The following is a 26,432-nucleotide window of genomic DNA, read 5'->3' as shown; positions in this document are numbered from 1 at the left end:
TAAAAGCAAAACACCTAGAAAAGGAAGTCTTATGATTAAACTACTAGCCTTGGATATGGACGGAACCCTCCTCAATGAAGCTAAGGAAATCCCGCAAGCCCACATCACTGCCATTCACCAAGCCATTGAAAAAGGTGTCAAACTGGTTCTCTGTACAGGTCGCCCGCTTTTCGGTGTCCTTCCCTACTATAAAAAACTAGGACTGGACCTTCAGAATGAGTATGTTATTGTCAATAACGGTTGTTCAACCCACCAGACCAGTGACTGGAGTCTAGTGGACTGGCAAGAACTCAGTCCAGCTGACATCGAATACCTCTATGACCTAGCTGAAAAAAGCGACGTCCAGTTAACTCTTTTTGATGAGGAACATTATTTTGTCCTCGGTGGCAAGCCCAATCAAATCGTTCAAAATGATGCCAAGCTAGTCTTTTCAGACCTGACTGAAATCTCCCTTGAGGAGGCGACCAGTGGCAAATATCGAATGTTCCAAGGTATGTTTTTAGGAACCAAAGAGCAAACAGACGATTTTGAGCAACGGTTTGCTGAGGAACTCTGCCAACGATTTAGCGGAGTTCGTTCACAGCCTGTCATTTATGAAGCCATGCCACTTGGAACGACAAAGGCTACTGCTCTTTCTCGACTAGCAGCGATTTTGAAGATCGAGCCCTCAGAAATTATGGCCATGGGCGATGCCAATAACGATATCGAAATGCTTCAGTTTGCAGGACTTGGCATTGCAATGGGAAATGCCAGCGACCATGTCAAATCCCTTGCTAATGACGTTACAGCCAGCAACGAAGAAGACGGCGTTGCGCGTGCCATTGAGAAGTATATTTTATAGTAAAAAAAGCCCAGTTCATATCAACTGGGTTTTGTTTCTTTTAAGAATTACAAAACTTTAGAAACTCTTTAGAATTACTTGATGTTTCTTTGATTTCTATACCTTATACTAAAGTTAGAAAAATAAATCAAAAGGAGAAAATCATGAAAACAGTACTCGAAATTCATGGACTGACCAAACAATTTGCTAACCAAGCTATTCTTCAAGATCTTAGTCTAACCATAAAAGAGGGAGATATTTATGGTCTAATTGGAAAAAACGGAGCAGGTAAAACTACTCTTATCAAAATAATTACTCAATTATTGTTTGCGGACAAAGGTACAGTTTCCCTCTTCTCTAGCCAAGAACAAAATGAGTGGACCAAGGCCTTATCTCGAGTAGGTTCAGTTATCGAATCACCTGTAGCTCACAATCACTTGACAGCTTATCAAAACCTTAAATATTATTGTATGATACGTCATATTCCAAATGCTGATAAGGTGATTCAGGAGACCTTGGACTATGTTGGCTTGTCAGATACAGGTAAAAAAGTCTTTCGTGATTTCTCACTAGGAATGAAACAAAGACTTGGTATCGCCATTGCCCTCCTAACAAAACCCGACTTCCTGATTCTTGATGAACCTATTAATGGTCTCGATCCGATTGGAATCAAAGAATTTCGTCTCATGATCCAGCGACTCAATCAAGAAAAAGGCATAACTATACTCATCTCTAGTCATATCTTGTCAGAACTCTATCTCTTAGCTAATCGCTTTGGTATTCTGGATCAAGGTAAGATTATCCGTGAAATCAGTAAAGCTGAATTTGAAACACTGAGTGAGGATTATATTGTGCTTAAAACAAGTGATAAAGAAAGAGCTTGTCAGGTATTGAAAGAACAAATCCAGCTCCAGTTTAAGGTTGTAAACCCTGAAAATGAAATCCATATCTTTGGTAATGAACAAGATGTTAAACAGATTCTCAAGCAACTAACTTTGTCCGATGTTGCTATTGATGAGATTTACTTTGCCCGTCAAAACCTAGAAGAATACTTCACCCAATTGGTAGAATAGGAGAAAAATCATGATACATACCATTCAAGCAGATTTTTACCGTCTTTTCCGCTCCAAAGGATTCTGGATTACAGAATTCATTCTCTTTGTACTTATGTTACTGGGTGCTACTATTGGCGCTACAGGGCATCTAATGTCAGTTCAAGCAGCACCACCTGAGCTTCCTACCCATGGTTGGAATGGGATAGAAGCTCTAATCAACGCGTCAAATAACGGCTCAAACCTCGTTTTCCTCTGTATTATTCTAGTGTGTTTAGTTCTTGGGGTCGATCTAATCGGCAAGCTTTATAAAAATAGTTTGACAGTTGGTGTTTCTCGTACAGAATTTTTCCTTGCTAAATTCTTTGTACTAGCAAGTATCGCTCTCTTACAACTCATCACAAGTCTTGTGATTGCCTTTATTCCCGCGACTCTACTAAATGGACTTGGTACAATACCTGATGGTTTTGTTACTAATCTCCTCTTGACGATTTCCCTTCAATTTCTATGCCTTCTCGCTTGGCTTTCGATTGTCTCCTTTATTCTCTACCTAACTCATTCTTATCTTGCCGTATTTATTGGTTATCTGATTAGCTCTATCGTCCTTTCTATTCCAATTCTTGTTTTCCCAGACATTGAAATTCTTAGATATTTAATTCTAGATTTTGCCTATGCTATGACCACTAATAGTCAAGCTATTCTCTATACCATCACGGTTTGCGTAACAGTCATACTTTTCTTCTCTTTCAGTGGACTGATTATTTTCAAGAAGAAAAGCTTATAAAAAGGACCTCCTCTAGGATATAGAGGAGGTTTCTTCTGTTAAAGATAAATAAAGACTGAAAACCATTCTCCATCAGTGGCTAGCTTCATATCCGCTCCAAGAAGATGAACTAATTCCTCAGTAATATAGAGACCTAAACCAGAGGATTCTTCGGTATCTGACATATTTTCAGAATAAAAACGATTGCTGAGATTGTCTATATTCTTGATAGGTTTTTTGACTAGATTATCAATTTCCAAAACAAGTCTATTTTCTTCCTTTTTCAAGGAAAGTCGAGCCTTCTCCTTGCCGTGCTTGAGAACATTTCCAAGGAGGTTTTGTATAATTCGATCAAGCAAGTCCTCATCAGTCGTCGTTTTCAATCCTGGTTCAACGTTAAAATCAAGAACAATATGTGAAGATTGAAAAACGTCGTAATAAGCTAAAGTCTTTTTCGTTATAAAAGTTGATAAATCAGGTTCTTCCAGTTTCGGTTTGACTGCGCCTTCCATCAAATGACGGTATTCGAGGAGAGCCTCCAACCGTTTGGAAACCAAATCCTGATGATGGGCTATTTTATTTAAGGTTTCTGAACTATTATCGGGGTGTTTTATTAGTTGCTGAGTGTATCCTGAAGCGATTGTTAAAGGTGTCCGAATATCATGAGCAATGTTACTGATTGCCATATCTAGGGTGCGTTTTTCACGCTTCATGATTAGCTGGTTTTGCTCCACTTCTTGAAATAGATTCTCAATTTGGTTATGTAGACGCAAAATGGTCTTTGAAAAGAAATTTACACCGATCCTCTTCATGCTACCAGAGCGAATCTTTTCTTCGATTTGTCTGCTTAAATCTCTAATTGCTATATGATAGCGAATCAAAGAAATCGCCAAAATGATGTTAATGAGGAGCAATATAGATATCAAAATGTAAATCATTACTTATCTCCTTTTAATCGAACACCAACTCCCCAAACGGTTTCGATGTACTCGTGATTTGGATCCAGTTGATGCAGTTTTTTACGGAGATTGCTTAGATGGGTGTTGAGCGTATTGTCTCCAGGCAGGTAACTTTCTTCCCAAATCAATTCATAGAGTTCTTCCTTGGTGAAGATCTTTTTAGGGTACTGGAGCAACATTTGGAGAATCTGACACTCTTTCTTTGCAAGGCGAATGGTTTCAGTTGCGTTACTTATTTCAAAACTATCCGCATCGAACTGGATATTTTTAAAGCTTTGTACGAAGTTATCAATTTCTCTTCGATCTCCTGACTGATGTTCACCACTTTGGCGTAATTGCACGGTGACTCTGGCAAAGACTTCGTCCAAATCAAAAGGTTTTACCACATAATCATTGGCACCGTCTAGTAGATATTGGCTGATGAGCTTTTTATCACCTAAAGCAGTAAGCATGATGACCGGAGTCTGACTAGTTTGTCGAATAGCTTGCAAGACTTGGTCGCCATTTTTCCCAGGGAGCATGATATCTAGCAAAACGAGATCAATGCCACCTTTGTCAAATTGCATGATACCTTCTGTCCCAGAAAATGCTTGAATCACCTCGTGTTCCTCTGCAAGAAGGGTTCTTAAGATTTCCTGGATTTCATTATTATCTTCAATTACAAGTATGCTCGCCATAAACCTCGTCCTTTCTAAAACTATTATAACATGTTTTGTTGGGAATTCCAGATACAGAAAAGCTCCTCTCGCATTTTAAGCAAGAAGGAGCTAATGGATATTGAATCTACTTAAGCAAATAAGCAATCAAAGTTATAATCCATAGATGAGCTGGGTAGAAAATATAAAAGAAATATTTACTCCAACTAGTTTCTTTTCCTCGCTGTCCATTATACAAAGCCATAAAAGGAAATACGGTGATAAAGAGCCAGTCAGAATTGTAAAGCATCATTTCCAGTGTTTGGTGCCAAGTGTCGTAAATTTGGATGGAAGTCACTAACAAGAAGGCCCACAGAAAGGCATAGAGGAGATTTCGCAAGCCCTTGCGATTTCGACAAGAGTAACTAATCAAGAGAAATGGTAGCATGGTGATGCCACCCTCGGTAAAAAGACACCCGAAAATCAAGAGCCCAGCAAGCCCAATACGACGCCACAACTTCTCCTTTTTATCCAACTCTTTTCTGGGAAAACCAATCCAAAGCATGGTGACACCGATGGCCAAAGTCAAGAAAATATTATTAGTAACCATTACACCCTTAGAGGCAAACAGAGTATTGAGAAGGCTATTTCCAGCAAACATGATCAGCGCCCAAGACCAGAGACGGATGAGGTAGTTTTTCAAGTTTCGAGTATAGATAAAACCTTCCATAGCCATATACGCAAACCAAACTCCCACACAACGGGTCAAGGCGTGAAAGATACCTTCCCACAAAGGAGAAACGATCCCGGTGATATGAGGGATATGGTCCAGAACCATTACTGCCGCCATCAGATACTTCAACTGTGTCGCATTCCATTTTTTCATAATAAACCTCTTTCTTTTTTATCTACATAGAGTATAGCATACATTTCCGCGTATAATCGTACACCTATCTTACATTTAAAAAGCCTATCTTACATTTTTGTAAGACAGGCATGAATATTAAATGTTTATTATGAAATTTACCTTCTAGTCCGTAATTCGTTGGTACATTTCGGGTCTTCTATCACGAAACAGTCCCCAATTTAGGCGCTCGCTTGCTCCCTTATCAAGGTCATAAGTTGCTAACAGAACAGCTTCTCCTTGTCTTTCAGCTCTCTCTAGAATAGCTCCTGTTTCATCCGTCATAAAGGAGGAACCGTAGAAGTCAAGACTAGAACTCTGTCCGCCATTTTCCTCACTAGGAGTGACTTCTTCCAAACCGTAACGATTGGCTGCAATGACTGGGACAATATTTGCTGCTGCGTGCCCTTGCATGGTACGTTGCCAGTGACCGCAACTATCCGTATCTAAGATAGGCTCTGAACCGATAGCGGTTGGGTAAAAGAGCAATTCTGCCCCATTCAACGCAAGACAGCGCGCCGTTTCAGGAAACCATTGATCCCAACAGATGCCAATCCCAATCTTAGCATAGCGAGTATCCCAGACCTTGAAACCAGTGTTACCAGGCGTAAAGTAAAATTTTTCTTGATAATAATGATCATCTGGTATGTGGGTCTTCCGATAAACGCCCAGCACTTCTCCATCAGCATCAATGACGGCGATTGAGTTATACAAGACATTGCCATCTTTCTCGTAGAAACTGATGGGTAAAACGACCTTTAGCTCCTTGGCAATGGTTTTAAAATGCTGAATGGCTGTATTTTCTGTCACCGACTGAGCATGCTGGTAGTAGTCATACTGGCGTTCCTGACAGAAATAGGGACGTTCAAACAACTCGGGCAAGAGAATAATTTGTGCGCCTTGTTCTGCAGCTTGACGTACTAGACGTTCCGCTGTTTGGATATTTGTCGCCACATCCTTGGCGCATTGCATCTGGATCGCTGCAACTTTTACATTTCTCATCTTTTTCTCCTATTCTGGGATTTGTTGGGTGATACAGTGAATATTGCCACCACCTAAGAGAATATCTCTGGCTGGAATTCCTACGACCTTACGGTCTGGGAAACACTTGCTGAGGATATCTAGGGCCACTTGGTCGTTTACATCCTCAAACTGGGGCACTAAGACAGACTTGTTTGCAATATAGAAATTGACATAGGAAGCTGCAAGACGTTCACCTGCATAACGCTCTTCTTCCCCTTCTTCATAGATGTAGCCTGACAAATCCTCTTCGGTTACAACTTGATGAAGCGCTGGGATTGGCAATTTATGAATGGTGAAGGTACGCCCTTTTGCATCTGTTTCTTTTTCTAAAAGCACAAGATCAGCTGCAGACACGGCATACTGAGGATCGCTTTTGTCGTCTGTCCAAGCTAAAACAAGTTCTGCAGGACCAACAAAGGCTGCAACATTGTCAACGTGTTCATTGGTTTCGTCCTGATAAATACCATAAGGAAGCCAAATAACTTTTTCAGCGCCAAGGCTCTCTAATAAGGTGTTTTCAATTTGCTCTTTAGACAGGTGGGGATTGCGTCCAGGACTGAGTAAGCAGCTTTCAGTCACAAGAATGGTCCCTTGACCATCGCTATGGATCGCGCCGCCTTCCAGTACAAAAGGTTTGGCATCATAAACAGGTATCTCTAAAACTTCTGCAAAACGACTGGCTACTTGGTTATCCTCTTCATAATCTTGATAAAGACCATCGACAGCACCACCCCAGGCATTAAAAGACCAATCGACTGCCAATCTTTCTCTTTTATCATTGACAAGAATAGTCGGCCCCGTATCACGCGCCCAGGCATCATTAGTAGGAATATCTAAATAAACAACCTTTTCTCCAAGATAGGATTGGGCTTCAGATAGATGGTCCTGCTCCACCAAAAGATAGACTCTTTCCCCTTCTGCTATGGTCTTGATAATTTGGCTAAATGCTTTTTTTGCAGCCTTTCCTTGAAAAGGCCATGAACCTGGTCGAGTCGGCCATATCATGAGGGTGCCATGATGGGGTTCATACTCTGCTGGCATACGATAGCCTAATTTCTTTGGACTGTCCATCATGATAACCTCCCTTTAAAGTCTTGATAACCGAAGGCTTTGACTAAGCTGCAGTCTCCCTGCTCGTCCATGAGATAGAGACTTGGCAAGCCAATACCATTAAAGGTATTATTTTTGACAAAGGAGTAAATAGCCATGTCTTCAAAGTAAAGTCTATCACCGATTTGGACTGGATTTTCAAAACTATAATCACCAATCACATCACCCGTCAGGCAGGTATTAGAAGAAAGTCTATAGGTATGGGCTTTTTCCTGCGGTTCAAATCCATTTCTCAGAGGTGGACGATAGGGCATTTCAAGTACATCTGGCATATGGCAGGTCGCAGAGGCATCTAAAACCAAAATATCCATACCGTTTTCGACAATGTCCAATACTTCAGTTGCTAGAGAACCCGCATTGAGCGCAATAGCTTCACCCGGCTCGATATAGACTTCAAGATTGTAAGTTTCTCGGATACGCTTGATTTCTGAAATCAGCAAATCCACATCGTAGTCTTCTCTGGTGATGTGGTGTCCACCACCCATATTGAGCCATTTAACTTGATACAAATAGGGTCCAAACTGCGCTTCTACTGCTTTCAAAGTTGTCTCTAAATCATCTGAACCTTGCTCACAAAGAGTATGAAAATGAAGTCCGTCCACTAAATCCAACAAATCACTCGGTATCTTGTCTAGGCTAACTCCAAACCGAGATCCCGGAGCACAAGGGTCATAGAGCGCGTGATCACCTTGGGTAGAACATTGAGGGTTGAGGCGCAAACCGACACTGATACCAGCCTCTCGGCAACGAGGTCCATGTTTACGCAACTGTCTCTCTGAGTTGAAGACGATATGGTCCGTTATTTCCAGCAATTCCTCCAAGTCTGCATCCTTGAAAGCTGGAGCAAAGACATGGACTTCCCCCGGAAACTCTTCTCTAGCCAGCTTAGCTTCATAAAGTCCACTAGCCGTCGTACCAGATAGATACTGGCTAATCAAGGGATAGGTTTTATAGAGGGAATAAGCCTTTTGGGCAAGTAAAACTTTGCATCCAGCTTCTTCTTGTACATATTTTAGAATGCGACAGTTTGCTTCTAACTTGGCCAAGTCAATGACATAAGCTGGTGTGGGTACTTGTTCTAACTTCATTAGTCCACCATTTGCGGGTTTTCAACCACAACCCAAGGTAATCCATACTCATTCAAAGCTTCCATGAATGGATCTGGATCCAATTCTTCAAGGTTATAGACTCCAGGTTGTTTCCAAGTACCATTCATCACTAATTTTGTCCCAATCATAGCTGGAACTCCAGTGGTGTAAGAAATTGCTTGTGAACCAACTTCGGCGTAACATTCCTGATGGTCGCAAACATTGTAGATGTAGATGGTCTTTTCAACACCATCTTTTACACCTGTAAAGATACAACCGATATTGGTTTTACCAACTGTGCGTGGACCAAGGCTGGCTGGATCTGGAAGCAAGGCTTTCAAAAATTGGATTGGCACAATGTCTTGTCCATTAAAGTTAATAGCATCCGTACGAAGAAGACCAACGTTTTCCAAGCATTTCATATGCGTTAGATAAGATTGGCCAAAAGTCATAAAGAAACGAATCCGTTTGACTCCAGGAATGTTTTTGGCCAATGATTCAATTTCTTCGTGGTGAAGGAGATACATGTCTTTTTGTCCAACCTGAGGGAAATCGTACTCACGCTTGATTGACATGGCTTCGACTTCGACCCATTTTCCATCTTCCCAGTAAGAACCTGGCGCAGAAACCTCACGGAGATTGATTTCTGGGTTAAAGTTTGTCGCAAATGGATAACCGTGGTCACCACCATTACAGTCTAGAATGTCGATATAGTGGATTTCATCAAAATAGTGTTTGAGAGCATAAGCTGAAAAGACACTGGTCACACCTGGGTCGAAACCAGAACCGAGAAGAGCAGTTAAGCCCGCTTCTTTAAATTTCTCCTGATAAGCCCACTGCCACGAGTAGTCAAAGTAGGCTGTAAAACCAAGTTCCTTACAACGTTTCTCATAGATAGCGCGCCACTCAGGATCTTCTGTATCCTCTGCCTCGTAGTTGGCGGTATCGATATAGTGGACACCTGTTGCCAAGCAAGCATCCATAATGGTCAAATCTTGATAAGGCAGAGCTACGTTCAAAACAGCTTCTGGTTTGTAGCTTTCAATCAAAACAATCACTTCTTCAACCTTGTCAGCGTCAAGAGCAGCTGTTTCAATCTTTGTACTTGTTTTCCCTTCTAATTTAGCCTTCAAGTCATCACATTTCGACTTGGTGCGGCTAGCAATCATAATCTCTGTAAAGGTTTCGCTATCTTGGCAAATCTTTGAAATAGCAACTTGGGCAACACCCCCACATCCAATAACTAATAAGCGACTCATTTTTTTCCTTCCTCTTCTTCTAAAATGTCCTCAACATACTTGGGCAACATAAAGGCTCCCACGTGTAAGTTTGCAGTGTAGTATTCTGTGAAAAGCTGGCGTTTTTTCCAGCCTTCCTTGTCAAAATCTTTAACAGGGTGATATTTTTTCGATGCAAATCCAAACAACCAATAGCCTGCAGGACTGGTTGGGATATGTGCCTGATAAACCCGGCTGATTGGAAAGGCTTGATTGACCTTGCGGTGCATGCTTCGGCAAGCTGACTCATCCTCGTCAAAGAAGGGACTCCCATGCTGATAGATCATGATGCCGTCTTCTTTCAAGGCTCTGTAACTGTTCCCGTAAAATTCCTTGGTAAAGAGCCCTTCCGTATGTCCAAATGGATCCGTCGCATCGTTAATAATGATATCGTAATCATCCTCACAGTTTCTCAAAAAGCGTAGCCCATTTTGGTAGTAAATGGTAACACGAGGATCATCTAGCCCTGCAGCAAAGTCTGGGAAATACTCACGACAGACCTCAACCAACATCTCATCTGGTTCCACAATATCGATTTGCTCCAGTTCAGGATAGAGGGTTAATACTTGGGCAACACCACCGTCACCACCCCCAATAACCAAGACTTTCTTTGGATTTGGGTGGACAGCCATGGGAACGTGAACGGTCATTTCATTGTAAACAAAATCATCTGCATCTGAAAACAAGACATGCCCATTTAAGATCAATATCTTTCCAAAAGCTGGCGTATCTAATACTTCGATATCCTGCCATTCACTTTTTCCAGCATAGAGTTGCTTTGCAGTTCTCAAGGACAATTTAACATCTGGAGTATGAACTTCAGAAAACCATAGATCCATCTAGTTCTCCTTTCTCTTAATGACGTTGATGTGATTGACCTCTGGATCTTCCGTTCCTTGGAGGGAACAACCACGTTCTTTGGCAAATTGGATATAGTCTACAATTTCTCGTATAATGCGTTCACCTGGTGCTAGGATTGGGATGCCTGGAGGATAGCACATGACAAATTCCCCACAGACATGTCCAACAGATTCATCCAAGGTGAAACTTCTTCTCTCTGAATAAAAGGCTTCCTGAGGAGACAGCACTAACTCGGGCTGGATATATTCTCCAGCAATCAAATCTTTTCCATCTCTTGAGTAGAGTCTCTTGATATCCGCCAAAGCACCGACCAAACGTTCGATGTCTTGGATGCGGTCACCAATCGAAATATAAGCTAAGATATTCCCAATATCACCAAATTCGATCTGAATGTCGTATTCGTCTCGCAGGAGGTCATAAACTTCGATACCTGTTAAGCCAATACCCTGAGTGTAAACGGACAGCTTGGTCACGTCAAAATCACAAACAGACACACCGTCTATGAGCTCTTTTGAGTAGGCATAATAACCACCGATAGCATTGATTTCACGACGAGCATACTCAGATAGTTCAATGACTTTCTCAAAAGACTCTTTGCCACGAAGGGCTAAGTTGCGACGAGAAATATCCAAACTAGACATAAGTAGGTAAGAGGCAGATGTAGACTGGGTCAGGTTAATGATCTGACGAACGTACTCAGGATTCATCTGCTCCCCGATAAGAAGGATGGAGCTCTGGGTCAAACTCCCACCAGACTTATGCATAGAGACCGCCGCCATATCAGCGCCAGCATCCATAGCAGACAGCGGCAATTTATCTGTAAAATGCAAATGCGCTCCATGGGCTTCATCCACTAAAACCATCATGCCAGCTTCGTGAGCCATTTCCGTTAAACCCTTGAGGTCTGAACAAATCCCATAGTAAGTAGGATTGTTGATTAGGATAGCTTTAGCATCTGGATGTTCCTTAATGGCCTGTGCAACACGGTCATTTTCAAGACCTAAAGCGATACCGATTTTAGGATCCACACTCATCTCGATATAGATGGGAATGGCACCACATAGAACCAGCGCATTGATAGCAGATTTGTGAACATTACGTGGCAGAATAATCTTATCTCCTGCCTTACAGGTGGAAAGAATCATGGTCTGAACTGATGAGGTTGTTCCCCCAATCATGAGAAAGGCATGGGCTGCACCAAAAGCATCCGCAGCTAATTCCTCCGCATCCCGAATAATCGAAATGGGATGACCAAGATTATCCAAGGGTTTCATAGAATTGACATCAATGCCAACACATTTTTCTCCTAACAGTTCGACAAGTTCTGGATTTCCTCGTCCACGCTTGTGACCTGGCACATCAAAGGGGACAATCCTTTTCTTGCGTAGTTTGACCAAAGCCTCGTAAATTGGGGCTTGGTTTTGATCTAACTTCTTCAAGACATACTCCTTTACCGTATTTTTAGCACCTCAAGAAGATAAAGGCGACTAAAGGTTGACTTATGAAAAAAGAGCAGGTTTTCACCTGCTCTGCAATCTTCTGACGTGTGTATTTTGGTTTCTGTTGAGTATGTCTGTTCCTGATGTTTCCTAACTCTCTAGTAGCAAATATTACGTACTTTATTGATCGTTTCACAAGATGACGTGTGCTTTCACCACACTAAAATTTATGAATTAGGACAAGTGTCCTAACATCAACTTATAAAAGTAGGCTTTTAACCCTATCAATAATGTGGCTTTTCAACCACGCTTCGGCATTCAACCCTGCCTGTCCGTAGGCATTTTTTACTCGGGTTTATATTTGCTAGAAAACATCTTCTCATTTTCTAAGCCTTATAACTATATCATGTTTACAAGAGCTTGTAAAGGATTTTGTGAAACTTTTTTAAAGAATTTCTTTTTTTGTTCGCAAAATATTATTCAACAATAAAAAGAAATCGCTTTAAAGCGTTATAGACATAAGAAAAAAGAAACTACAACCATTAGCTGCTTCAATAATCTTAAAGTATAACTTGATATTGAAAATCAGTTCTTTTCATCAGATTTTATACACATTTCTAGCTAGGAAGTGCGAATCAACTGCTCCAATTCTACTTCTGAAAGCTGTCCTTGATTGTAAAGTTTTCTAAGTAAATCCTCATCTACAGTAATTGAATAGTAATCCGTCACAAACTCATGAAATTTCTCAAAACTGTCAAAGAAATAGGATAACAACCATTCGCCACCGTCCTGCTCTTGGTAGGTATTTTGATGCTCTTGACCGTCATACCAGATAAAGAAAGTTGTTTCATCTTTTTGCTCTTCTGAATATAGGTTTTGATACTTTACATCCAGTCCTTTATAAAATCCGTCTATGATGTCTTGATTCCACTCATCCGCAGCAAATTGACTCAAACTGCTTTCATGATCAAAGCCCTTTATAAGGATCATTTTATCAGTGAACATCACATCTAGAGAATCACCAGAACCATTGTCGATAAGGTAACGAACCCCATAGCTTCCCTCAGTCTTAACGATCAATCGAAGCCAGGTCTCATTTGGATCTGTTCGATACTCATCAATGACAAGCAAGGCATCTAAACGTGTCTTGGCATTTTCCCATTCAATTCTTCCCATCTCTTTAGTCCTCCATCTTAAAGTTTAAAATCTATTATGCTTACAAATTCTATAACCAATTTCTACCTATTCCGTCCAACTATACTTTGGAATATTTCCTTCACCAGACAAATCATCAGGTGTACGATTTTCTAGATGTGCATTCATCAGGCACCTGACTAACAGTGGTAAAAGTAGTTAACAAATAGTCACTAAGACATTTCCTTTGAGAGTTAAGATTTTCTTATAAAAGTTTTTCATTTTTACAAAACAGGTTCGAATATCATCCTTGATTTCTTCCTCTTCATCAAGATAATCCCAAATATCGGGATACAAATCTGCCTTCTTGCATGCTTCCATGCTAAAGTCAGCCAGAGCCTTATCCATATCAAAATTCTCTAAAGCTTGGACAATTTCAGTTATCTTTGAGTGTTCAGTATAGGCTATATACTCCGATACATTTTCTAAAGGAGTCACTCCCAAGACAGCTTCTCTCAAGGGGTCGTCATCCATAAATTCTGAACTATTAAAACCTGTCATAACAAAGAGCAAGGCATCCCACATTTTGTCAATATCTATCAACGTATCATTTCCCTCAGGATAATCCTCTACCAAGTCAAGCAATTCCTCTTCCTGACGAGAATACCGCTTTATTTGGCTTAATTCATTGTCAGACAGATATTGATAATTAGCAATCATTCCCATAATGTTTCCTCCTATTGGTCCCCTTTCTTGAAAAAGGCAAGATATCTACTGTTTTTGGACTCTCCTCCTTATTTCTCATTCTCATCTTCCGTCACTTCCCAGACTTCTGACTGATAACCCTCACCTTCTATATCATAGCGCTGCATATAGCCTAAAAATCTTTCTTTTTGATTTGCCTTACGAGGCTTGAGAATGTTTACAGCCCAGAATCCGATAAGAATGACAACTAAAAGTGCTACTACTGTCTCCATACTACTTCTCCCTTGCCTAGCTTAATATCCTTCAACCCACTTTTCATTATCCATAATGAAAGGTTTGGCCAGTCCATCACCTGTATAATCCGCATACTTTGTAGCTAAATACTTGTAACAATCTTCCTTGCTCTCAAACTTAATTGCTTGATAAGGCTCTTCAAAAGTCAGTTTCTCTACAAATAAGAAACCCTCCTCAGCTGGCACTAAAACACCTACGTGCCCAACAAAAAGATACTCTCCATCCAAATTATCATGCAACACAACAGACAACATTCGAGCTTTATCATTGAATTGAAACTGTGAGAAGAATTTCTCCATCTTCTGCGCATGAACTTTTACATCCATCGTTGCTTCCGTCGCTACCCTAGAAAATAGAATATCAAACTCTTCCTTATCTTTTGCATCAAACACCTTTCCCTTATCGATAGCATCGTTATCCACGAAAAGAAGCTGATCATTCTTTTCAAGTTTTGGGATCGTGACTGAATTTTTCAAGAGCGCATAGCTATTGATACGGCAGTTGGTTCCGACAAAGTCACCCTTTTTTTGATTCCAAAGATTGCTGATTTTCTCTACGTCGTATTCTGTCTTCGTAAAGGAGGCAAAATCACCACTTAAGCCAGTAGAGCCGACTGTCGCATTATAGGCGGTGACAAGATTGAAAAATGCATCAACACTATTTGGGTCCAAGTGAGCTGATAAGAGAGATTTGACCTCTTCGGTACTGACTTGACCGTTTAGATTGGAATATGAAGCCGTCCAAGGAACTTTATCTGAACTGGTCTGTGTCTGATTTGCAGCTTCAGTGCTCGTATTATTTTGCTGACAAGCAGCCAAGCCAAGAAATAAGGGCAAACACAGTCCCAAGGCTACTACTTTTCTCGTTCGTTTCATGCAATTCTCCTTCTAGACTACAAGTCTCTTTTTCATTTTAAACACCATTCACTAATCATTCAGCTAGTAATCGTTGACTTAGCTATATTATACTACATAAGTCAAAAAAAGACCGCACGAATCACCCATTCATTACAGCCTTTTTAATCCTATTTTTTATTGAATGACGAAACCTTTAGGCAAAATCGCCAGTTGCAGTCCCAATTCTTGGCAATGACTGGCTAGCACTACAGAATCACGGTCTACAAGATAGTTTTCACTTGATTGGTTAAAAATAGCTTGGACCTTTTGTCCATCATAATCCCATTCAAGAGCTAGCACGTCCGGCTTAATTTCTTTTAGGCTATAGGTGCCATGTTGGATAATGCCTGAAACCTCCTTACGAAGCTGAATCAACTTCTTCATAAAATTAAGCATGTCATTACTGTCGGAAACACGTTCCCAAGGCATGACACGACGACAATCTGGATCTGGCCCTCCACCTAACCCCAACTCTGTTCCATAGTAGAAACACGGTGTCCCTCTTTGTAGAAAGAGGTAAGCTAGGGCAGACTTAACCAGTTGGGCATCTCCCTTGGCAGTAGCCAAAATCCGCTCCGTATCGTGCGAATCCAAAAGATTGAACATCACTTCCGAAATCTGTTGTCTATAGTACATTGATTGGCTATTGATCTCATCGATGAATTGAGGTGACTTCTTAGTCCCTCGCAAGAAATAATCCTTGATGCTGTCGGAGAGAGGATAATTCATGACTGCGTGGAATTCATCGCCATTTAGCCAAGGCTGTGAAGTATGCCAGACTTCTCCAAGAATATAAAGGTCAGGCTTTTTAGCCAGGACAGCCTTCCGGAAATCTCGCCAAAATTGGTGGTCCACTTCATTAGCCACATCCAAGCGCCAAGCATCGATATCAAACTCTTCAATCCAGTAGGTCGCAACGCTTAGTAAATAGTCCCTTACTTGAGGATTTGCCGTATTGAGCTTGGGCATATAGCTGGCAAAGGCAAAGGTATGATAAGGGAGCTTTCTTGGATTCCCCAGCTTATCTTTGGTTACTGGGAACTCTTGAACATGGAACCAGTCTTTATATTCCGACTTTCCACCATGCTTGAGAACATCCTGCCACTGCAGAGACTGATCCCCGATATGATTGAAAACAGCGTCCAGCATGATTTTCATCCCTCTCTGATGGGCCTCCTCCACCAGTTTACGAAAAATTTTCTTATCTCCAAAATGATGATCTATTTCGAAATAATCCGTCGTATTATACTTGTGATTGCTTGGGGATTCAAAAATCGGACAGAGATAAAGACCTGTAATCCCTAAGTCTTGCAAGTAATCCAGATGGTCAATAATGCCCTGTAAATCACCACCAAAGAAATCGCTCGTCTTTGGCTTGATAAAGGAATCCCAAGCTAGCGCACCTTCAGGTGAAATCTCAGGATTGCCATTAGCAAAGCGTTCTGGGAAAATCTGGTACCATACCATCTCTGCTACCCAGTCAGGAACATGGCAAGCATCAATCTCATGGATATACGGAATTTTAAAGCCATTTCCTTCATAATGAAGGTTTTCTAGCGTATTTTCAACACATCCCTTATCGCCATACAAAATACTCTGACCCTGCTTATCCTTGAGTTCAAAGAGATACTGGAGTCGTGCATAGCCAACTGAAACTTCCGCTTGCCAGTAATCAAATAAGACATCAGAAGTTACTTTGACCATCTCCTTGATTGCTTCATAATGGTCCTCTAAAAAGATAAAAGTGTCTCCATAATGCAAGTTGATGCTTTCTATATCATCTTTCTTGGTCCGGATACGAATGTGCATTGTCTTATCCTTATAAAGGTACGCATACTCTGACTCTGGTCTATGGTAAATGGCTGTTAATTCCATTGTTCTGTCTCCTAGTTTACTTTTATTCATCTTGCTGCGCAAACGTTTTCATTATTGTGATTCTAGTATACTACTTTAAAATTTTATTTTCAAGACTTGTCCGTAGTTTCGAGTGGATTGTTTTTGAGAATATAAAAAAGCAGTAAGATTTAATACCTACTACTTTCTGATTGATGATTTACAAATGCCTTTCAAGCCAATCTATCTTTTTAAAATCTTTATTATTATTGTGGTCATTTCGATAGGAATCTTGGGAAGAAGCCTTGTATATACTGAAATACTGTTCCAAACTTGGAACACGAAACGTGATGTCCTCGAGATGAATCAACTCTATATCTGATTTCGAAACTCCTGCAAAATCAGGTAAGGAATCGATACTTCCAAATTCAACGCTCACATCATCTTTTTGGAATTCGTGCTCGTGAATATCTACCAAGGTATAGCCTAAGTGGTTCATCACTTTCATTATCTTGTCCCAGTCATAAATCCTGAGATGATCAGGCGCTTCCCAGCCTCTAGGATCTCCAGAGACATGAATGTCAATGTCAGACGGCTCCCAATCTTCATTTGAACGGTATTCAAAACCCAAAGACCCCATGAGCGTGGGTGTGATTCCAACTTGGTTTAAATGAGAACAAATTGTTCGAAATTCATCAAATAGAGAATTCATCCTTCCTCCAATCTTTGATATAAAACTTTATTTCTCAGTGAAAGACAAACTTGTTTCTATCTTCTACTCTTTCGGTTGTGAAAAAACTTCAATATGCTGGCCCAGTACCTTAATCTCTACAGGTAGGTTATCCGACTTATCGCCATCAACATCTGACTCCAACTCACTATCTGAAGAGATTTTAATAGTACGAGCTCTGATATACTCAATATTATCATTGCCGACAACATCGCCTTTTAGTAAATCAGGAATGACGGATAATTTAGAGAATAGAGAAGCATCTTTTAGAATCAAAATATTGGCATAGCCGTCTTTGTTTTCTTCAAAGATTTTCTTATCAGCGAAGTAATTTGTCAAGAGAACCAAAACATGACTCGCTTCACCATCATAATTTCCATTTTCTGTCTCAACCTTAATGTTAAAGACCTGATCCGTCATCACAGACTTCATGGTATTTACAGCATAGGCTAATATACCGAATTTTGTCTTGTCCTCGATCTCCACATTGTGAATCGCCTCAGGCAGAGAACCGATACTAAAGATATAACCAAAATAGTTATCATTTGCTTTACCGATATCAATCTTGTTGGTTAAGTTAAAATCAAGTTCATCAATCGCACCATCGATGTCTTGATTGATTTCCAACAGTTTCGTAATGAGGTTACCTGTACCGCCTGGGATAATCCCTAACTTAGGAATGTAGTCTCTCTCAGCAATACCCGAAATGACTTCATTGACAGTCCCGTCTCCACCGAAAACAACCACTGCATCGTACTGCTCACGAGAGGCTTCCTCAGCAAAGTGTGTTGCATCCAGCGCTTTTTCAGTAATTTTGGTTTCCACGTGCTCAAAATAATCTTTGGCCTTATTCTCCAGCTTGACCTTATAATCCAAAGCCTTTTCCCCACCAGAGGTAGGGTTTATAATTAACATTGCTTTTTTCATTGATAATACTCCTTTAATAGTTACAAAAATTCTAGTAACTAATTATATCACTTGAGTTATGTAAACGCCATCCAAATGCTTGAAAAATCGAATCCACTAACTAGAATAGAGACGTTAATGTATCAAGCACTAACCTAAACTTAAACAAGAATAAATACTTATTGTTAGCAATCCACTACTTTACTTTTTTGACAATTTTATATAATCCATTAAGTATAAAATAGCTGAAACAAATGCGAACACACTGGAAAATCCAGCTAATATTGGAATAAAACCAATAATCGATGCAATCAAAAGAAACTGATAAGTCTTCTTATTGATTTTTGATTCCTCATCATAAAGAAGGAATGCTACAAAACCAAAAAACAGCAATATTAAACAAGTTGAAAAGTAGATTCCATCCCAACTGGAAAGTCTAACAAGCTTAGGTATCACCCAGTAAACGAGTTCAAATTTCCACATTTTAGAAGAAAGGTAAATAATCGTTAAAGCTCCAATTAAAGAAATAACTCCGTTTATTAGCAATAGTTTATTTGATTTCACACTTAATCCTTTTTATCCTTTTCTGTACTTATTCATCGCTAATTAATAGATTCACTTTTTAAAAATTCTTTAGACTTCCGTACGATATAGATCTCTTCATCCTCTTGAGAGACTTTTTTAAACAACTCATTCGCCCTGATCATATCTCCTTTTAATTTAGAGTTCAAAGCTTGATAGTAAGTGATTTCCAATTGTTGATATTTAAATTCGTTTTCCAATTCTTCAAAATAATCATTGGATTGATGGGCAATTGTTAAATCGTATAGAGCAAGACTCACGCTTTTTGTTTTTTCAGCTAGAGTTGGATCTGATATGGACATTTTATTTAACATGAGTTCAAGCTCATCTCTGGTCAGGTCAGGATTTGCAAGAACTGTTGAGCGAATGAGGTAACTCTCTAAAAAATCTCTGTATTTCGGCTTCAGTTTTTGATCAGTCATTGCTTCAGAAGCCTCCTTAATGGCAGCATCGAAATCACCAATCAAATAGGAATACCCAACAGATGTTAGTTTTACATCCATTTGTATAATAGCTCTTTTTGCATCTTTGTTCAACTCAATGTATTGCTTCCAAGATGGTAAATCTAAGTCCATATACAGTAACTTAGTACCACTCCTTACATACCCTCTTCTGATTAGTGCAATGAAAAGAAATAAGAGTGCATTTATGAGTATAATACAAAGAAATTGAATAGTCCTATCGTTCACCATCCAAGCTACAAAAAGAATGAGAAGAACAGCCAAAACAATCGCAACTTTTCTATAAAAAGCATATTTTTTACGTAATTCTAAGTAATTCATTATTACTCCTTTTCTAACTCACAATGCTGCATTGTAAGAGCTGTCTTGAACTTTAAATGAGTCGCTCACCACCCAAATACTTTCTGAATTGATTTAATACCTGAATCGATACTATTTCCAATATCATTTATTCTATATTTTCTCAATCTTTTCAACCTCAATTTGACCATGCTTGTATGGATGAGCGATTGGAAAACTTCCTAGAGTAAACATGAAAAAGAATAACGATATGATTCCATTGATTACCAAAAAAGCCCCTTCTGTTCCATTATTCAAACCAAGAAAGAAAAGTAAACAAAGGGCAATTGCTCCAACCAAAGGATATACTCCTCCGTTACTTTTTTTAATAGTTGTAAAGGTCACTGTGTATTTATTGCTGTTTTGAGGAATCCATTTATCTGCTTTATTATGGGATAACTTTAATGAAATCAGAATTGCAAAATAAGAAATCAGCATAGAAATTGCAAAGAGTAATAACTTTAATAATATTTGCTCGCTAATATTATTGTGAATAAAAAATTTTTTCAGCGCATCATAGCTAACCTTGACGATTGGTTGAACGATAATGGCTCCCATTGTTGCACTTACAGGTCTGCTAGGTTTAATTTCGAATTGGTTATTATTCTTTTCAATCTCTACCATGTTCACTGTAATTGTATCTGTTTTTATTCCCCAGTAATAGCTCTTGGGGCTTATAGTACTTGTATCCATGACATACTTCTTCGATTCTTTATCTATCTGAACAATTTGAAAGCACATCATGCTTGAATTTTTAAATTTTAATTCCACATTTACCACTCAAATACTTTCTGAATTTTATTATAAGTTACATTATACCTTTTTCACTTCTTTAAATTCTAGGTATTTCTTTTGATAAGCATAAGTCAATGGAATAACGCCAGATTCAATCCAAATAAATAGATAGGCCAACAAACCATTCAACACTAGAATTGCAGCTTCTGTTCCATCATCTTCTCCCATATAAATAGAGAAAGCAATTGTATGTAAAATGAGAAATAGATAGGCATGGAATTGTCTTTTTTTCTTATTATTCTGAAAGATTATTTTAAACCTCTTCTTTTCCTGCGATAAACGACTTGAAATTTCCTTCCTTGATTTGATTAAAATACTTTGATAGACAATATAAGCTACCAAAATAGATATAGGAAATAAAGATACTTTTAAATATAGATTATGACTAATATCATAATATCTAAAAATTGATGTTACTACTCTATACAAAAGAAGGCTAAAACCAATAGATACCATACGCATTCCTGAAGGACCCATCTTAATTTTTTTATCAAAATTTTTATTCTGACTATCGAGTTCTATCAAATCAACTTCAAGAGTTTCAGGGGAAAGTCCCCAATAATAACTCTTTGGTGTTGTGGAGTTGGAATCAAGAACGTACTTTTTCTCTCCCATCTCTAACACATCAAAATAAGCAACATCTAATCCTCTAAAATTAATTTTCACATTTACCACCCAAACACTTTCTGAATTGATTTAATACCGGAATCAAATGCTTTGCCAACATCTGATATACTTTTATTAAGATTGTCACCCATCTCATTTGTTATAGTTTTAATCCTCATAAAGTTACTATAAATTATAACTTCTCTATTCTATCAAAAATAATCTCTTGCTTTTCGTAACTTTCTCGGAGTGGTAACATACCTAAGATAACCGTAAAGAAACCCAAAAATATAATACTGTTAATGATAAGGATAGAGGCCTCTGTCCCATTATCAGTAAATATATAAAACCCCAAACATCCTATAACCATAACGAAAAGAATAGGCAGAAGTTTATACAGTTTTAACTGACGTTGTGGTCTTGCTAATTTGAAAACTATTTGATACTTCGTTTCTTTACTTGAAAGTTTTTGTTGAAGATTATGACGAACCACAAAAGCAATGAACCTGAAAGTAAGATAAGCCAGGGCAATAAAGAGGACAAATAAACCCAATTTAAAAGAAATATTATGGCTAATGTCATAACTCTTAAAAGCATTCGTAACAATCCCATAACAAGCTCCGCCTATTGCTACACCTATTCCAATACCAATTGATTTACTCATTGTTGGAGCCACACTCTCAAAACGTATATCTCTTTTATCTAACTTTAAGCATTTAGCTGTGATTTCACTGGGAAGATAACCCCAGAAATAAGTTTTAGGGCTAATGCTAGTCATATCCAAAAGATATTTTTCTCCTTTAAATTCTACAATTTTATGAAAAGTTTTATTTGTTTCTTTAAATTTTAATTCCATATTTACCACCCAAACACCTTTAAATACTTCTTTTCTAATTCAACACTACTTTCGATAATACTGGAGACATTTCAACTCGGCGATTACTCTTTTCAATTTCGTTCATGGAAACCTCATTCTTTTTCAAAAATAACACTACTAATTTGCACAATCTTTTGATTAGATTTTAGTTGAATAGTTACTCTATATATAGTTGAGCTAGAATGATTTACTAATACTATACATGTTGTTTCCTCTGGTAAATCATATTTGCTTTTTAGATGTTTATAGAGGTCAGAGTTATTTTCTGGCTGATATACAATCTCACGAAGCTCTGTTTCTGCACTCTTAAAGGTCTCCTTTACATCTAAAGAAGTAAAGAATTCTCTTTGTACCACTAAATTAAGAATTTCTTCATCATATAAAGGAGTTACCTCCGACCCATAATTTAACTTCCCATTAGAATATGTAACCGGAACAGTTTTGTTATCCTCGCCAATTGTTATTGTATAATCACCTTTAATATCAGCTTGAGTGATATCTAAATCTACTTCGTATTCTTTTACTTCATCTTGATTTTTTATATAAATTCTACTAGTGTATGCCTTTAATCCCGTAAAATCTTTCTTGTCTTGTTCTAAAAATTTAAACATAGGTTCAAACGTTTTTTCAAATTCGTACTGTTCTTTTGTTCTGTTTTTGGGAATGGTCTCACCACCCAAACTACACCCATTCAGTGAAAATAGTGATATCAGTATGATGATCAAGGCAGAAAGCCATAATAAATGCTTATATTTTTTCATTTATATCTCCAAAAATAAAAAGTCTAAAACTATTATAGCATGAACATACTGGAAATGGCTTTCTATAACCATTTAGATTCATTCATAAAATACATTTAAAGACAATTGACCTATTGATAGGAAAACTTGATAGTTTAAAAGCTTTGACCTTACTCTTGTGCAAAAAAGACATTCAAGAAAATCTTAAATGCCTGTATAAATAGTGTACCAAGGATATTGCTTGTTAAACTTCTCCTAACCAGGATCGACATCAAGAAATCTTACCGTATAGCCATTATCGGTATATAGAAACTCTATTTGCAATCTCATATCTACTAATTCAGAATTTGAAGTCAAATCATAATCAACAGCAAACCCAGTCTGGTCATCATAATCATAAATCTCCAATTGAGAATACTCGTAAGGCGGATTGAAATGACATTCCACACCATACTCATCAATCGTGTCAAAATCATTCAATTCCAATGTCTTTTCAACATAACCAAAGAATTCATTTAAATCATCAATCTCTGATTCGTCGACATAATTCATAATGTCTTCATATTTTTTCAGATGAATAGCGGTTAAGATATTTGAGACAACCTCTATAACTTTTTTCTTTTTATAGTTTTCATCTTTCTTTATATACTTATCAAGTAATCCCATATGCTCCACCTTTCTAATCAGCTACATAATCATTTTTTTGCTATGTAAAGCTCCCATCTCCTAATAACATCCTTTAATGGCTCATCTAGATAGGAATAGGCCTTTTCCTTGATCCAATCAGGAATACCGTATGCTGCCTCAGCTATACTTCCTGTAATTGCTGCCAGTGTATCACTATCGCCACCAAGTGAGATGGCGTTTCTTATCGCATCTTCGAAATCTGTACTTTCCAGAAATGCAATAATGGCCTGAGGAACCGTTTCCTGGCATGTTTCGTTGAAATGGTATCTAGGACGGATTTCATCTAAAGTTTGGGATAAATCATATCCGAATTCCTTCTCTATATAATCCTTGATCCGTCTTTTGCACTCTGTGGGATTATCCTTAATTGGTTGCTCATAATCCCCACAATAACCTCCAAAGAAATATCTACACATAAAGATAGCATCTGTTGTTGCCATAGCGCCTTTGATCCCTTCCGGATGATTATGGGTGACCTCTGCAGAAAGGCGTGCAAGATTTCTAGTTGATGGCGTCATACCAGTTCTCGCACAAAAACCGCAGTCCATGACCCAAGCACATGGAGAAACACGCATAGCAGATCCATTTCCAAAGCTATTATAAGGCTCACGATTGTCACTATTGATCCAACTACTAAACCGAGCACCGTAGCCCGCATCGGGATACAACTTGCCGTATTTCTTCATAGCATCAATAAAGTCATCCTGGTGACCACCATTCATAATAGCCTCAGCAACTGCGCAGGTCATGACAGTATCATCCGTAAAAAAACAATTCTCACGAAATAAAGGAAAATCCTTCGTTTTGATATTGTTCCATTCGTAAACTGAACCTACAATGTCTCCGATAATTGCTCCTAGCATAGATTCCTCCTTGTTAACTATTGGTTTAAACTGATATTTCTACTTCTCATACTCTTTTACTTTATCAGCATATTCGGTCAAAAGATTCTTTGAATAAATTTTTTCATTACTTGAATTTCTAACTTCTTTCCAAAGAATAGAAGCTACTTTTAGTTTATTCGAGTAATTGCGACTATTTTCGTCTGCACAAAAGTCTTTTAAAAATTGATTCCATTGACAAACCGAATGGTCATACTTTGCATAATCTGAATTTCCATAATAAACTTTTAGCATATCTTGGATTGTAAAACTCAAATCGTGTTCCCTTTTTACTTTTCTCCAAGCTGTAGCCATATCAGCAGTAAATTTAAAGGGCGAAACATCTGTTAAAGTTGAGAAATATTCTCTAAAGTATGCATTAAAGGAGAATCCGCACTCAAGTAAGGGCGTATATAAGGTAACGACTTCTACTTGTTTCTTTTTCCTTTTTATTGATGATTTTTTAATCAAAATACCCTTAAAGTACTGCTCAATAATATGATTGAGTTCTCGTTTTGTACCTCTATATTCAAGCCCCAATGACTTGCATATCTGTGAAAGTTCATCACGATACCAATAGTATTTATTAAACTCATCAAAGGATTTGATTGTATCAAACTCAGGTCTGCTCTCTATCAATATTTTACCTCCTTAAAACCAATCTAGTTTTCATCTTAAAATAATTTTTTTGAGGATTAGCTACGTTTCACTAACAAACTCACACATTCAGCGGTTCGGACTTACCGTATTATCCGTGAAAAAACAATCCTCACGTAATAAAGGAAAATCCTTCGTTTTGATATTGTTCCATTCGTAAACTGAACCTACAATATCTCCAATAATTGCCCCTAGCATCCGTTTCCTCCTTATGGCATATCAGATTCGTTACACATTTCTAATGAATCACTCTTTAAAAATGGCACCACCAAATCAATCCACTCATAAGGCAGGTAAACTGATAAATAGCCGTGGTTATAGCCCTTTGCTTCACACAAAATTGTATTTGAATGTAGCTGATGAAATAATTTCGCTGATTCTTTCACACAGTTCAATTCTTTTTCACCATAAATATACAGAACATGAGCCTTGCTAGCAGAAATCGTATCCTTTAGCTTGTAATGCCCCATATAGGTTTTGTAAATGGTCACCAATGTTTTGACAGGCGTCCTTGGCAAATCCTCTAAATAATAAGCTTTTATTTCCTCTGGATAAGCCAGTTTAGGATAGAGTTTGTTCATCATGCTTAACTGAAGTTTGCAAGAGAATTTATTGAACATCAATTTACCAAATAGAGACACTAGAAAGATGCTGATTTTAGCTAACCTTGGTTGAGGAATACAGAGGCTTCCGTCTATGATGGCCTTCTTAGCAATTTCACTGTCTAAAGACAAAAGCTCCATGGCAATTTGACCACCAAGTGAAACACCACCGATTGCAAACAATTTCCCATCACAGTTTGCTTTGATATAGTCTAGAATCTCCAAAGCAGAATCTTCAGTAGAAACATAATCAAGTTGATATACCTCGCCGTGGCCATTCAAAGTTGGTAGAATAATACGGTATTCTTTTGACAAGATTCGTGCTTGACGAAGATAATTCCACCAAGAACTACCACCACCATGTATCAGTAAAATAGGAGGTAAATTTTTATCACCAAATTCATGGAATTTCATGTTTAAACTCCTTACTGTAGGACTTTCACTAGATAAATACTTGTTAAATCAGTTTGAACAAGCAGTGATGCCTCATCAAATTGAAATTCACTAACATTGATCATCTAAATACATCAATCATTACTTTCGATAATAGTTATACTGATCAAAAATTTAAAATATTTTTTCCTTACTAATTCTGTTACTTGCCAATATAGTATAGATTAAATAAACAATAAAAATGATAATAAAAATAAAATTAATTTTTAACACAAAATAGAGATTTAACAAATTCGCGAATGCATGAAATAATACACAGTATCCCACAGATTTCGTTTGACGGTAAAGAAGCCCTAAAACAAAACTTAAAAATAATGTATATA

31 protein-coding genes are annotated in these 26,432 nt (G+C 38.2%); 3 read left to right on the top strand and 28 right to left on the bottom strand.

Annotated features, from left to right (window positions below; genetic code table 11):
* The first annotated feature begins 31 nt into the window (after nt 1–31).
* The 3 genes from GMD4S_RS03020 (at nt 32) to GMD4S_RS03010 (ending at nt 2,656) form a co-directional block, all read left to right on the top strand.
* Nucleotides 32–841, top strand: coding sequence for a Cof-type HAD-IIB family hydrolase (locus GMD4S_RS03020; protein ID WP_000593598.1), 810 nt, complete (start codon nt 32–34; stop codon nt 839–841).
* A 143-nt stretch (nt 842–984) separates the two neighbouring features.
* On the top strand, nt 985–1,893 hold the full coding sequence (locus GMD4S_RS03015; protein WP_000859671.1) for an ATP-binding cassette domain-containing protein: 909 nt from the start codon (nt 985–987) through the stop codon (nt 1,891–1,893).
* Between the two features lie 10 nt (nt 1,894–1,903).
* The gene (locus tag GMD4S_RS03010) at nt 1,904–2,656 is read left to right on the top strand and encodes an ABC transporter permease (RefSeq protein WP_000581970.1); all 753 of its coding nucleotides are present in this window, start codon (nt 1,904–1,906) and stop codon (nt 2,654–2,656) included.
* Nucleotides 2,657–2,694: 38 nt separating this feature from the next.
* Here the strand turns inward: GMD4S_RS03010 and GMD4S_RS03005 are convergent, their stop codons facing one another.
* From GMD4S_RS03005 to GMD4S_RS13725, 28 genes are all read right to left on the bottom strand, one after another.
* Nucleotides 2,695–3,573 carry a sensor histidine kinase gene (locus GMD4S_RS03005; RefSeq protein ID WP_000639366.1) on the bottom strand — a complete coding sequence of 293 codons (879 nt, stop codon included), beginning with the start codon at nt 3,571–3,573 and terminating at the stop codon, nt 2,695–2,697.
* Nucleotides 3,573–4,271, bottom strand: coding sequence for a response regulator transcription factor (locus GMD4S_RS03000; RefSeq protein ID WP_000146576.1), 699 nt, complete (start codon nt 4,269–4,271; stop codon nt 3,573–3,575). Before GMD4S_RS03000 ends, GMD4S_RS03005 begins: the two co-directional genes overlap by 1 nt.
* A 106-nt stretch (nt 4,272–4,377) precedes the next feature.
* Nucleotides 4,378–5,115: a TraX family protein gene (locus GMD4S_RS02995; RefSeq protein WP_000759211.1), complete on the bottom strand. Its 738-nt coding sequence runs from the start codon at nt 5,113–5,115 to the stop codon at nt 4,378–4,380.
* A gap of 144 nt (nt 5,116–5,259) precedes the next feature.
* The gene (gene aguB, locus GMD4S_RS02990) at nt 5,260–6,135 is read right to left on the bottom strand and encodes an N-carbamoylputrescine amidase (protein WP_001246712.1); all 876 of its coding nucleotides are present in this window, start codon (nt 6,133–6,135) and stop codon (nt 5,260–5,262) included.
* A 9-nt stretch (nt 6,136–6,144) separates the two neighbouring features.
* The gene (gene aguA, locus GMD4S_RS02985; RefSeq protein WP_000969475.1) at nt 6,145–7,230 is read right to left on the bottom strand and encodes an agmatine deiminase; all 1,086 of its coding nucleotides are present in this window, start codon (nt 7,228–7,230) and stop codon (nt 6,145–6,147) included.
* Nucleotides 7,227–8,354 carry a carboxynorspermidine decarboxylase gene (nspC, locus tag GMD4S_RS02980; protein ID WP_000764344.1) on the bottom strand — a complete coding sequence of 376 codons (1,128 nt, stop codon included), beginning with the start codon at nt 8,352–8,354 and terminating at the stop codon, nt 7,227–7,229. The genes aguA and nspC overlap by 4 nt, the downstream gene beginning before the upstream one ends.
* Nucleotides 8,354–9,613 carry a saccharopine dehydrogenase family protein gene (locus GMD4S_RS02975; RefSeq protein WP_000088786.1) on the bottom strand — a complete coding sequence of 420 codons (1,260 nt, stop codon included), beginning with the start codon at nt 9,611–9,613 and terminating at the stop codon, nt 8,354–8,356. The genes nspC and GMD4S_RS02975 overlap by 1 nt, the downstream gene beginning before the upstream one ends.
* Entirely contained in the window at nt 9,610–10,470 is an 861-nt protein-coding gene (gene speE / locus GMD4S_RS02970) for a polyamine aminopropyltransferase (protein WP_000366713.1), read from the bottom strand. Before speE ends, GMD4S_RS02975 begins: the two co-directional genes overlap by 4 nt.
* The gene (locus tag GMD4S_RS02965; protein WP_000732146.1) at nt 10,471–11,931 is read right to left on the bottom strand and encodes an aminotransferase class I/II-fold pyridoxal phosphate-dependent enzyme; all 1,461 of its coding nucleotides are present in this window, start codon (nt 11,929–11,931) and stop codon (nt 10,471–10,473) included. It abuts the gene before it with no gap.
* A gap of 621 nt (nt 11,932–12,552) precedes the next feature.
* Nucleotides 12,553–13,107 (bottom strand): hypothetical protein, encoded by a 555-nt coding sequence (locus GMD4S_RS02960; RefSeq protein WP_000532578.1) that lies wholly within the window; start codon nt 13,105–13,107, stop codon nt 12,553–12,555.
* A 177-nt stretch (nt 13,108–13,284) separates the two neighbouring features.
* Nucleotides 13,285–13,791 (bottom strand): YfbM family protein, encoded by a 507-nt coding sequence (locus GMD4S_RS02955; protein WP_000525332.1) that lies wholly within the window; start codon nt 13,789–13,791, stop codon nt 13,285–13,287.
* Nucleotides 13,792–13,859: 68 nt separating this feature from the next.
* The gene (locus tag GMD4S_RS02950) at nt 13,860–14,042 is read right to left on the bottom strand and encodes a hypothetical protein (protein WP_000451082.1); all 183 of its coding nucleotides are present in this window, start codon (nt 14,040–14,042) and stop codon (nt 13,860–13,862) included.
* A gap of 21 nt (nt 14,043–14,063) precedes the next feature.
* A complete protein-coding gene (locus GMD4S_RS02945; protein WP_000831842.1) occupies nt 14,064–14,939 on the bottom strand; it encodes a DUF4300 family protein in 876 nt (291 codons plus the stop codon).
* Between the two features lie 156 nt (nt 14,940–15,095).
* Nucleotides 15,096–16,835, bottom strand: a complete 1,740-nt coding sequence (locus GMD4S_RS02940; protein ID WP_000423952.1) for a glycoside hydrolase family 13 protein — start codon at nt 16,833–16,835, stop codon at nt 15,096–15,098.
* Between the two features lie 178 nt (nt 16,836–17,013).
* Nucleotides 17,014–17,505, bottom strand: coding sequence for a phosphoribosylanthranilate isomerase (locus GMD4S_RS02935; RefSeq protein ID WP_001086572.1), 492 nt, complete (start codon nt 17,503–17,505; stop codon nt 17,014–17,016).
* 63 nt (nt 17,506–17,568) lie between these two features.
* Nucleotides 17,569–18,450 (bottom strand): diacylglycerol/lipid kinase family protein, encoded by an 882-nt coding sequence (locus GMD4S_RS02930; RefSeq protein WP_000710093.1) that lies wholly within the window; start codon nt 18,448–18,450, stop codon nt 17,569–17,571.
* 180 nt (nt 18,451–18,630) lie between these two features.
* Nucleotides 18,631–18,993 carry a hypothetical protein gene (locus tag GMD4S_RS02925; protein ID WP_000841302.1) on the bottom strand — a complete coding sequence of 121 codons (363 nt, stop codon included), beginning with the start codon at nt 18,991–18,993 and terminating at the stop codon, nt 18,631–18,633.
* A 38-nt stretch (nt 18,994–19,031) separates the two neighbouring features.
* Nucleotides 19,032–19,793, bottom strand: a complete 762-nt coding sequence (locus GMD4S_RS02920) for a hypothetical protein (RefSeq protein ID WP_001108329.1) — start codon at nt 19,791–19,793, stop codon at nt 19,032–19,034.
* A 132-nt stretch (nt 19,794–19,925) separates the two neighbouring features.
* On the bottom strand, nt 19,926–20,582 hold the full coding sequence (locus tag GMD4S_RS02915; protein WP_260469115.1) for a hypothetical protein: 657 nt from the start codon (nt 20,580–20,582) through the stop codon (nt 19,926–19,928).
* Nucleotides 20,583–20,624: 42 nt separating this feature from the next.
* On the bottom strand, nt 20,625–21,281 hold the full coding sequence (locus GMD4S_RS02910) for a DUF443 family protein (RefSeq protein ID WP_000248558.1): 657 nt from the start codon (nt 21,279–21,281) through the stop codon (nt 20,625–20,627).
* 124 nt (nt 21,282–21,405) lie between these two features.
* On the bottom strand, nt 21,406–22,068 hold the full coding sequence (locus tag GMD4S_RS02905; RefSeq protein WP_000420676.1) for a DUF443 family protein: 663 nt from the start codon (nt 22,066–22,068) through the stop codon (nt 21,406–21,408).
* 113 nt (nt 22,069–22,181) lie between these two features.
* A complete protein-coding gene (locus GMD4S_RS02900; protein ID WP_000760101.1) occupies nt 22,182–22,850 on the bottom strand; it encodes a hypothetical protein in 669 nt (222 codons plus the stop codon).
* Nucleotides 22,851–23,084: 234 nt separating this feature from the next.
* Nucleotides 23,085–23,495: a DUF7668 domain-containing protein gene (locus GMD4S_RS02895; RefSeq protein WP_000523681.1), complete on the bottom strand. Its 411-nt coding sequence runs from the start codon at nt 23,493–23,495 to the stop codon at nt 23,085–23,087.
* Nucleotides 23,496–23,524: 29 nt separating this feature from the next.
* Complete coding sequence (locus GMD4S_RS02890) at nt 23,525–24,379, bottom strand: ADP-ribosylglycohydrolase family protein (RefSeq protein WP_000900003.1); 855 nt, start codon at nt 24,377–24,379, stop codon at nt 23,525–23,527.
* Between the two features lie 39 nt (nt 24,380–24,418).
* Nucleotides 24,419–25,036 carry an SAP domain-containing protein gene (locus GMD4S_RS02885; RefSeq protein ID WP_000573126.1) on the bottom strand — a complete coding sequence of 206 codons (618 nt, stop codon included), beginning with the start codon at nt 25,034–25,036 and terminating at the stop codon, nt 24,419–24,421.
* A gap of 87 nt (nt 25,037–25,123) precedes the next feature.
* Complete coding sequence (locus GMD4S_RS12800) at nt 25,124–25,252, bottom strand: hypothetical protein (protein WP_000900024.1); 129 nt, start codon at nt 25,250–25,252, stop codon at nt 25,124–25,126.
* Between the two features lie 11 nt (nt 25,253–25,263).
* Entirely contained in the window at nt 25,264–26,070 is an 807-nt protein-coding gene (locus GMD4S_RS02880; RefSeq protein WP_000668468.1) for an alpha/beta fold hydrolase, read from the bottom strand.
* 153 nt (nt 26,071–26,223) lie between these two features.
* The coding region (locus GMD4S_RS13725; protein ID WP_337459733.1) for a CPBP family glutamic-type intramembrane protease at nt 26,224–26,432 on the bottom strand (209 nt) is incomplete at its 5' end.

Source organism: Streptococcus sp. GMD4S (assembly GCF_000296955.1).
This window is presented reverse-complemented; position numbering and strand designations above follow the sequence as displayed.

Bases quoted from the DNA above. Each gene is read 5' to 3' on its own strand.
- GMD4S_RS02880 (WP_000668468.1), bottom strand. From the start codon at position 26,070: ATGAAATTCCATGAATTTGGTGATAAAAATTTACCTCCTATTTTACTG.
- GMD4S_RS02940 (WP_000423952.1), bottom strand. From the start codon at position 16,835: ATGGAATTAACAGCCATTTACCATAGACCAGAGTCAGAGTATGCGTAC.
- GMD4S_RS02945 (WP_000831842.1), bottom strand. From the start codon at position 14,939: ATGAAACGAACGAGAAAAGTAGTAGCCTTGGGACTGTGTTTGCCCTTA.
- aguB (WP_001246712.1), bottom strand. From the start codon at position 6,135: ATGAGAAATGTAAAAGTTGCAGCGATCCAGATGCAATGCGCCAAGGAT.
- GMD4S_RS03000 (WP_000146576.1), bottom strand. From the start codon at position 4,271: ATGGCGAGCATACTTGTAATTGAAGATAATAATGAAATCCAGGAAATC.
- GMD4S_RS02995 (WP_000759211.1), bottom strand. From the start codon at position 5,115: ATGAAAAAATGGAATGCGACACAGTTGAAGTATCTGATGGCGGCAGTA.
- speE (WP_000366713.1), bottom strand. From the start codon at position 10,470: ATGGATCTATGGTTTTCTGAAGTTCATACTCCAGATGTTAAATTGTCC.
- GMD4S_RS02955 (WP_000525332.1), bottom strand. From the start codon at position 13,791: ATGGGAATGATTGCTAATTATCAATATCTGTCTGACAATGAATTAAGC.
- GMD4S_RS02905 (WP_000420676.1), bottom strand. From the start codon at position 22,068: ATGGAATTAAAATTTAAAGAAACAAATAAAACTTTTCATAAAATTGTA.
- GMD4S_RS03020 (WP_000593598.1), top strand. From the start codon at position 32: ATGATTAAACTACTAGCCTTGGATATGGACGGAACCCTCCTCAATGAA.
- GMD4S_RS02935 (WP_001086572.1), bottom strand. From the start codon at position 17,505: ATGAATTCTCTATTTGATGAATTTCGAACAATTTGTTCTCATTTAAAC.
- GMD4S_RS03015 (WP_000859671.1), top strand. From the start codon at position 985: ATGAAAACAGTACTCGAAATTCATGGACTGACCAAACAATTTGCTAAC.
- GMD4S_RS02900 (WP_000760101.1), bottom strand. From the start codon at position 22,850: ATGAAAAAATATAAGCATTTATTATGGCTTTCTGCCTTGATCATCATA.
- GMD4S_RS12800 (WP_000900024.1), bottom strand. From the start codon at position 25,252: ATGCTAGGGGCAATTATTGGAGATATTGTAGGTTCAGTTTACGAATGG.
- nspC (WP_000764344.1), bottom strand. From the start codon at position 8,354: ATGAAGTTAGAACAAGTACCCACACCAGCTTATGTCATTGACTTGGCC.
- GMD4S_RS02895 (WP_000523681.1), bottom strand. From the start codon at position 23,495: ATGGGATTACTTGATAAGTATATAAAGAAAGATGAAAACTATAAAAAG.
- GMD4S_RS02950 (WP_000451082.1), bottom strand. From the start codon at position 14,042: ATGGAGACAGTAGTAGCACTTTTAGTTGTCATTCTTATCGGATTCTGG.
- aguA (WP_000969475.1), bottom strand. From the start codon at position 7,230: ATGATGGACAGTCCAAAGAAATTAGGCTATCGTATGCCAGCAGAGTAT.
- GMD4S_RS02975 (WP_000088786.1), bottom strand. From the start codon at position 9,613: ATGAGTCGCTTATTAGTTATTGGATGTGGGGGTGTTGCCCAAGTTGCT.
- GMD4S_RS02920 (WP_001108329.1), bottom strand. From the start codon at position 19,793: ATGAATTACTTAGAATTACGTAAAAAATATGCTTTTTATAGAAAAGTT.
- GMD4S_RS02930 (WP_000710093.1), bottom strand. From the start codon at position 18,450: ATGAAAAAAGCAATGTTAATTATAAACCCTACCTCTGGTGGGGAAAAG.
- GMD4S_RS03005 (WP_000639366.1), bottom strand. From the start codon at position 3,573: ATGATTTACATTTTGATATCTATATTGCTCCTCATTAACATCATTTTG.
- GMD4S_RS03010 (WP_000581970.1), top strand. From the start codon at position 1,904: ATGATACATACCATTCAAGCAGATTTTTACCGTCTTTTCCGCTCCAAA.
- GMD4S_RS02890 (WP_000900003.1), bottom strand. From the start codon at position 24,379: ATGCTAGGAGCAATTATCGGAGACATTGTAGGTTCAGTTTACGAATGG.
- GMD4S_RS02960 (WP_000532578.1), bottom strand. From the start codon at position 13,107: ATGGGAAGAATTGAATGGGAAAATGCCAAGACACGTTTAGATGCCTTG.